This window comes from Pseudoroseomonas cervicalis ATCC 49957, assembly GCF_000164635.1.
Classification (GTDB): domain Bacteria; phylum Pseudomonadota; class Alphaproteobacteria; order Acetobacterales; family Acetobacteraceae; genus Pseudoroseomonas; species Pseudoroseomonas cervicalis.
The window spans coordinates 812087-818420 of record NZ_GG770778.1 but is presented as its reverse complement, the minus strand read 5'-3'; the positions used below and the strand labels follow the sequence as shown (position 1 = coordinate 818420).

Genomic DNA, 6334 nt, shown 5'->3' with positions numbered 1-6334 from the left:
CGTCACCGGGTTGGGCGCGCCCTGCGCCGCCACCCCCGGCAGCGTCACCGGCGGCTCGGGCGGCATGCCGGCCATGCCGCAGCCACCCAGCGCCAGGAACAGCAGCGCGGCCGCCCTCAGCCCCGCGCCAGCGAGCGGGCGTGGCGCTGCCCCAGCTCCGTGTAGTGCTCGGCCGTCTTGTCCCATTGCGCCCTCTCCTCCACGCTCATCACGCGGGCCAGCCGGGCGGGGGCGCCCAGCCACAACTCGTTCGGGCCGATCCGCTTGCCCGGCGGCAGCAACCCGCCAGCGCCCAGCATGCCGCCCTCCTCGATCACCGCGCCATCCAGCACCGTGGCGCCCATGCCGACAAAGGCACCATCCTTCAGCGTGCAGGCATGGATGATGCAGGCATGGCCGATCGTCACATCGGCGCCGATCAGCGCCGGCAGCGTGCCCCGCGCCACATGAACGATCGTGCCGTCCTGCACGTTGCTGCGCGGACCGACCACGATGCGGTTGGTGTCGCCCCGCAGCACGCAGTGATACCAGATGCTGGCCCCCTCCCCGATCTCGACATCGCCGATCACGGCGGCGGTGGGGGCGATGAAGACGCCGGAAGCGACCTTGGGCAGCACGCCTTCGAAGGGGTAGAGGGACATTCGGCTTCCTTTCAAAAACAAAAAAGGCCGGGGGAATGAATTCCCCCGGACCCCCTTCTTTCTTCTGTCAGCTGCCGGTCACGGCGGCAACGGGGTCGCTTCAGGCCGCCTTCGCGGCCGCCTGCTGCAGGCCCAGCATCAGGCCGATGTTCTGCACCGCCGCGCCCGAGGCGCCCTTGCCGAGATTGTCCAGGCGCGCCACCAGCACGGCCTGGCCGCGCGCGGCATTGCCGAACACCCGCAGCTCCAGCAGGTTGGTGTCGTTCAGCGCCTCCGGCTCCAGCTTGCCATCCGCCGTGGCGGGGACAACCTTCACCCACTCGGAGCCCTGGTAGTAGGCGGCCAGCGCGGCCTCGAGATCAGCCGGCTTCGGCGCGCCGGGCAGCAGGTCCAGATGCAGCGGGATCGAGACCAGCATGCCCTGCCGGTAGTTGCCCACGCTCGGCACGAAGATCGGCCGCCGCGTCAGCCCGGAATAGAGCTGCAGCTCCGGCAGGTGCTTGTGCTCCAGCCCCAGCCCGTACAGCTCGAAATCCGGGGCGGTGCCGGCCTCATAGGCCTCGATCATGCCCTTGCCACCGCCGGAATAGCCGGACACCGCATTGACCGTGACCGGATGGTCGGCCGGGATCAGCCCGGCCGCCACCAGCGGCCGCAGCAGCGCGATGCCGCCCGTCGGGTAGCAGCCCGGATTGGCCACCCGCGGCGCGGCGGCGATCTTCGCCGCCTGGTCCGGCGCCAGCTCCGGCACGCCATAGACCCAGTCAGGGTCCACACGGTGCGCGGTGGAGGCATCCAGCAGCTTGGGCGCGTCCGCGCCAAGGCTGGCCGCCATCGCCGCGCTCTCCTTCGAGGCGGCGTCCGGCAGGCAGAGCACCACCAGATCGACCTCGGCCATCAGGGCGCGCTTGGCCTCGGGGTCCTTGCGGCGCTCCGGATCGATGGAGCGCAGCACGATGCCCGGCAGCGCCTCGAGGCGCTGGCGGATGCCGAGCCCGGTCGTGCCGGCTTCGCCATCGATGAAGATCGCAGGCAGTGAACCCTTGGCCATGTGGCTCTCCTGGAGGTTCGGTTCGGTGAGGATAGCAGAAAAGCAGAAAGGGCGGGCCCTCGCGGACCCGCCCTTTCCGATGAACAGCCCTGGACAGGGCCGGCGCGACGCCGGCCCGCCAGCGTCAGCGCTTGCTGAACTGGAAGGAGCGTCGGGCCTTCGCCTTGCCGTACTTCTTGCGCTCGACGACGCGCGGGTCGCGGGTCAGGAAGCCGGCCTTCTTGAGGATGCCCCGCAGCTCCGGCTCGTAGTTGGTGAGCGCGCGGCTGATGCCGTGGCGCACGGCGCCGGCCTGGCCGGAGAGGCCACCACCGGTCACGGTGCAGTAGACATCGAACTGCTGGTAGCGGTCGGCCACCAGGAAGGGCTGCGTGATCAGCATGCGCAGCACCGGGCGCGCGAAGTAGCGCGAGGCCGGCTTGCCATTGATCTCGACGGTGCCCTTGCCCGGCTTCACCCACACGCGGGCGACGGCATCCTTGCGGCGGCCGGTGGCGTAGGCGCGGCCGAACTGGTCACGCTTGGCCTCGCGAACGGGCGCGGCCTCGCCGGCGGCAGGCGTGCCGGCGACCAGGTTCTTCAGCTCGGCCAGCGAGGTGGCGGTGGTCTGCTCGCTCATGATGCTCAGCCCAGCTTGTTCTTGCGGTTCAGCGCGGCGACGTCGAGCGTCTCCGGCTGCGCACCGGCATGCGGATGCTCGGCCCCGGCATAGACATGCAGATTCTTCATCTGCTTCCGGCCGAGCGGACCGCGGGTGATCATGCGCTCCACGGCCTTCTCGATCACGCGCTCGGGGAAACGGCCCTCGAGGCGCTCACGGATGGTGCGGCCCTTGATCCCGCCCGGATAGCCGGTGTGCCAGTAGAAGACCGACTGCTCGGACTTCGCACCGGTCACGCGGACCTTGTCGGCGTTGACGATGACAACATGGTCACCGCAATCGACATGCGGGGTGAATTGCGGCTTGTGCTTGCCGCGGAGGCGATTGGCGACGAGTGCGGCGAGGCGGCCGAGCACGAGCCCGTCCGCATCGATCAGCACCCAGCCCTTCTTGACCTCCGCCGGCTTCAGCGAGCGGGTCTGCGTGGTCAGCATGATCGGCTTCTGCTTAGTCCTGAAAAGAGGGCCGGTTTATCGGTGCAAAGCCCCGCGGGGTCAAGCGGAAAATCTGTGGTATCATAATACCGCATCACCAGAAGCCGCCATTTTGCTCAGGAGCAGCGCGACCACATCCCCCGGTCCAGGTGGAAATGGTCGCGGTGCGCGGCGTTGTAATCCGGCCCCAGCACCGCCTTGAACCAGCGGCAGGCGCCATCCCGCGCGGCGCGCAGGAAATCGGCCCTGGCATTCTCCCCTGGCTCGCCCCAGTCGCGCGGCAGGGCGACGCCGCGCCCATCGGCCAGGGTGAAGCCGGCGACGTCCAGCGCGTTGGCGGTGGCGTGCTGGCTGCGCCGCCCGGCCGCACGGTGATAGACGTTGCGGCAATTGTAGCTGCCCAGGTGCCGCACCGTGGCGATGCGGCTGCCCAGATGCGCCTCGGCCGCCGGTTGCAGGCTGTGGCGCTCGAACATCGCCCAGGCGGCGGCCATGGCGCAGGTGACGATCGGGCGGTTGGGGCCGAACTCCACGCCCTCCCCCTCCAGCCGCAGGGCGTTCTCGATCTCGCAGCCGACCTCCGAGGGGCGGTCCGGCACCCGCGCCACGCTGCGGCCCGAGGCGGCGAAGGCCGCGAAGCAGGATTCGGGCTGCCAGTCCATGCGCGCCAGCTTCCAGCCGGTCAGCAGGTTGGGCGGCGCGCGGAAATCCAGTGGCGCGGCCGGGTCCCAGGCCGGAGGCGGGCGCCAGGCGCCGTTCCAGTAGAGCCCGACCAGCGCGAGCGGGGCGAGCAGCAAAGTCCAGAGCAGGAAGCGGCGCAGCATGGCCCTTGATCTGGTCCCGCCCCCGCCCCTTGCCGAGTCCCCCTGGCGGGGTGAAGCTCCCGGCCCTTCTTCACGTCTCTGACGGAATGACGCCCATGCCCGTGCTGAACCGTATCGCCGCCTTCCAGGATGACATGATCGCCTGGCGCCGTGACTTCCACCGCCATCCCGAGCTGGCCTTCGAGGAGGTGCGCACCAGCGGCATCGTGGCCGAGAAGCTGCGCGAGTTCGGCGTGGACGAGGTGGTGACCGGCATCGCCGGCACCGGCGTGGTGGGCGTCATCCGCGGCAACGCCCCCGGCAAGGCGATCGGGCTGCGCGCCGACATGGACGCGCTGCCGATCCTGGAGAAATCGGGGGTGGAGTATGCCTCCACCATCCCCGGCAAGATGCATGCCTGCGGCCATGACGGCCACACCACCATGCTGCTGGGCGCCGCGAAGTATCTGGCGGAGACGCGCAACTTCGCCGGCACCGTCCATGTCATCTTCCAGCCGGCGGAGGAGATGGGCGGCGGCGCCGAGGTGATGGTGAAGGAGGGGCTGTTCGAGCGCTTCCCGATGGAGCGCGTCTTCGCCATCCACAACTGGCCCGGCATCCCGGCGGGGGAGATGCACTGGCGCGCCGGCCCGGTGATGGCGGCGGTGGCCGATATCGAGATCACCATCACCGGCAAGGGCGCGCATGGCGCCATGCCGCATATGGGCAACGACCCGGTGGTGATCGCGGCGCAGATCGTCACCGCGCTGCAATCCGTCGTCGCCCGCAATGTCGAGCCGGTGGAGGCGGGCGTCGTCACCATCGGCAAGATCGAGGGCGGCAACGCCTTCAACGTGATCCCCGAGACGGTGAGCCTGCGCGGCACCGCCCGCTGGTTCCGCCCCGAGGTGGGCGACGTGCTGGAGAAGAAGGTGGTCGAGATCGCCTCGGGCATCGCCACGGCCTTCGGCGCCAGCGCCGAGGTGCGGTTCTTCCGCATGTATCCCGCCACCATCAACGACGCCGAGGCCACCGAGCTGGCCGCCCGCGCCGCGGCCACCGTGGTGGGCGAGGCCAACACGAAGGAGCTGCCGAAGCCGACCATGGGTGGCGAGGATTTCGCCTTCATGCTGAACGCAAAGAGCGGTTCCTACCTGATGCTGGGCGGCGGCCGCGGCGCCAGCGATGCCGGGCTGCACCACCCGAAATACGATTTCAACGACGAGATCCTGCCCGTCGGCGCCAGCTTCTTCGCCACCCTCGCCGAACAGCTTTTGTCTGCTGCCGGTCAGGGCCGGGACGACGGCCGCTGAACTTCGCCGGGGTCACTCCGGCCCAGGGCAGCGGCCCGCCTGGCCGGGAGACGGCGGCAGCCTGACAGAAAAAAGATGATGGGGGGCTGGGGGAAGAATTCATTCTTCCCCCATCTTCGTTTCTTTCTTGGTCTTGTGATGGGAGTGCCTGGCATGTGCGGTCGCTATTTCGTCCAGCGGGAGCCGGAGCGGCTGCAGCGGCACATGGGCAGTGTCGGCCCGCTGCCGAACCATCCGCCCAATTACAACGTGGCGCCGACGCAGATGTCCTGGGTGGTGCGGCGCAACCCGCAGAACGGGGCGCGGCACTTGGGGCTGTTGCGCTGGGGTCTGGTGCCGCGCTGGGCGAAGGATGCCTCGGGGGCGGCGAAGCTGATGAATGCGCGGAGCGAGGGCCTCACCGAGAAGCCTTCCTTCCGCGAGGCGTTCCGCCGACGACGATGCCTTGTGCCGGCCGATGGATTCTATGAATGGCGCCAGGAGGGCAAGGGCAAGCAGGCCTATGCCGTGGCCCTGAAAAGCGGCGCGCCGATGGCGCTGGCCGGGCTGTGGGAGGGCTGGCAGCAGCCGGATGGCGAATGGCTGCGCACCTTCACCATCATCACCACCGAGGCCAATGCCAAGCAGGCGCTGGTGCATCACCGCATGCCGGTGATCCTGCCGCCGGAGGATTGGCCGCTCTGGCTGGGCGAGGCGGAGGGCGACCCGCTGCCGCTGCTGCGCCCCAGCCCACCGGAGGCGCTGGCCTGCTGGCCGGTCTCCGCGCGGGTCGGCAAGTTCTCCGAGAATGATGCCGGGCTGCTGGCGCGCGACCCGCTGGCCATGCCGCCGCCGGAGCTGGACGACCCGCCCGTCTATTGAGGGCAGGGCCGCTTGCCGGAAGTGGCGAGGGACGCCGGGCGCGGCGTGGCGGCGCCCAGGCTGTTCAGCAGCAGGGCGGCGATGACCAGGGCGACGCCGGCGATCTCGCCCGCCGCCGGCACCTGGCCGCCGGCCACCGCGATGGCGAAGGCCGTCACCGGCACCAGGTTGATGAACAGCACGCCGCGCGCCGGCCCCACCGCGCGCATGCCGCCATTCCAGCCCAGCACGCCGAGCAGCGAGGCCAGCAGCGTCAGGTAGAGCAGCGAGGGGGTGGCGGCGGCGAGGCTTGCACCACTCGGCCAATGCGCCCAGCCCAGGGCCAGGGCCAGGGCTTCCAGCCCCAGGATGCTCAGCGTGCCCAGGGCGCAGCTCAGCGCGGTGAAGCGCAGGCCGGACCAGCCGGGGAAGCGCGCCGCGCCCAGGGTGTAGAACACCCAGGCGGTGGCGCCGAGGAAGACCAGCCCCTCGCCACCGCCGACGCCGCCGGAGAGCAGGGTGGCGGGCGCGCCGCCGCTGACCACCAGCGCCACCCCGGCCAGGCCCAGCGCCACCGCCGCCAGGGCGCGC

General features: G+C 70.3%; 8 protein-coding genes. 2 read left to right on the top strand and 6 right to left on the bottom strand.

The features are described 5' to 3' along the window. Positions 1–116: 116 nt before the first annotated feature. From HMPREF0731_RS10770 to HMPREF0731_RS10750, 5 genes are all read right to left on the bottom strand, one after another. Entirely contained in the window at positions 117–641 is a 525-nt protein-coding gene (locus HMPREF0731_RS10770; RefSeq protein ID WP_007004147.1) for a gamma carbonic anhydrase family protein, read from the bottom strand. A 100-nt stretch (positions 642–741) separates the two neighbouring features. Further along, complete coding sequence (argC, locus tag HMPREF0731_RS10765; protein WP_007004146.1) at positions 742–1692, bottom strand: N-acetyl-gamma-glutamyl-phosphate reductase; 951 nt, start codon at positions 1690–1692, stop codon at positions 742–744. Positions 1693–1816: 124 nt separating this feature from the next. Beyond that, positions 1817–2311, bottom strand: coding sequence for a 30S ribosomal protein S9 (gene rpsI, locus HMPREF0731_RS10760; protein WP_007004145.1), 495 nt, complete (start codon positions 2309–2311; stop codon positions 1817–1819). Positions 2312–2316: 5 nt separating this feature from the next. After that, a complete protein-coding gene (gene rplM / locus HMPREF0731_RS10755; RefSeq protein WP_007004144.1) occupies positions 2317–2787 on the bottom strand; it encodes a 50S ribosomal protein L13 in 471 nt (156 codons plus the stop codon). Between the two features lie 116 nt (positions 2788–2903). Continuing rightward, positions 2904–3611, bottom strand: a complete 708-nt coding sequence (locus HMPREF0731_RS10750; protein ID WP_007004143.1) for an extensin-like domain-containing protein — start codon at positions 3609–3611, stop codon at positions 2904–2906. A gap of 95 nt (positions 3612–3706) precedes the next feature. Between HMPREF0731_RS10750 and HMPREF0731_RS10745 the strand changes: the two genes are divergently transcribed. Both HMPREF0731_RS10745 and HMPREF0731_RS10740 read left to right on the top strand, forming a co-directional pair. Beyond that, positions 3707–4903 carry a M20 aminoacylase family protein gene (locus HMPREF0731_RS10745; protein ID WP_007004142.1) on the top strand — a complete coding sequence of 399 codons (1197 nt, stop codon included), beginning with the start codon at positions 3707–3709 and terminating at the stop codon, positions 4901–4903. Positions 4904–5056: 153 nt separating this feature from the next. Then, positions 5057–5764 carry an SOS response-associated peptidase gene (locus HMPREF0731_RS10740; protein ID WP_007004141.1) on the top strand — a complete coding sequence of 236 codons (708 nt, stop codon included), beginning with the start codon at positions 5057–5059 and terminating at the stop codon, positions 5762–5764. Here HMPREF0731_RS10740 and HMPREF0731_RS10735 read toward each other — a convergent pair. Then, a partial coding sequence (locus HMPREF0731_RS10735; RefSeq protein ID WP_169312285.1) for an EamA family transporter occupies positions 5758–6334 on the bottom strand: 577 nt, incomplete at its 5' end. The two genes, HMPREF0731_RS10740 and HMPREF0731_RS10735, sit on opposite strands and share 7 nt — an antisense overlap.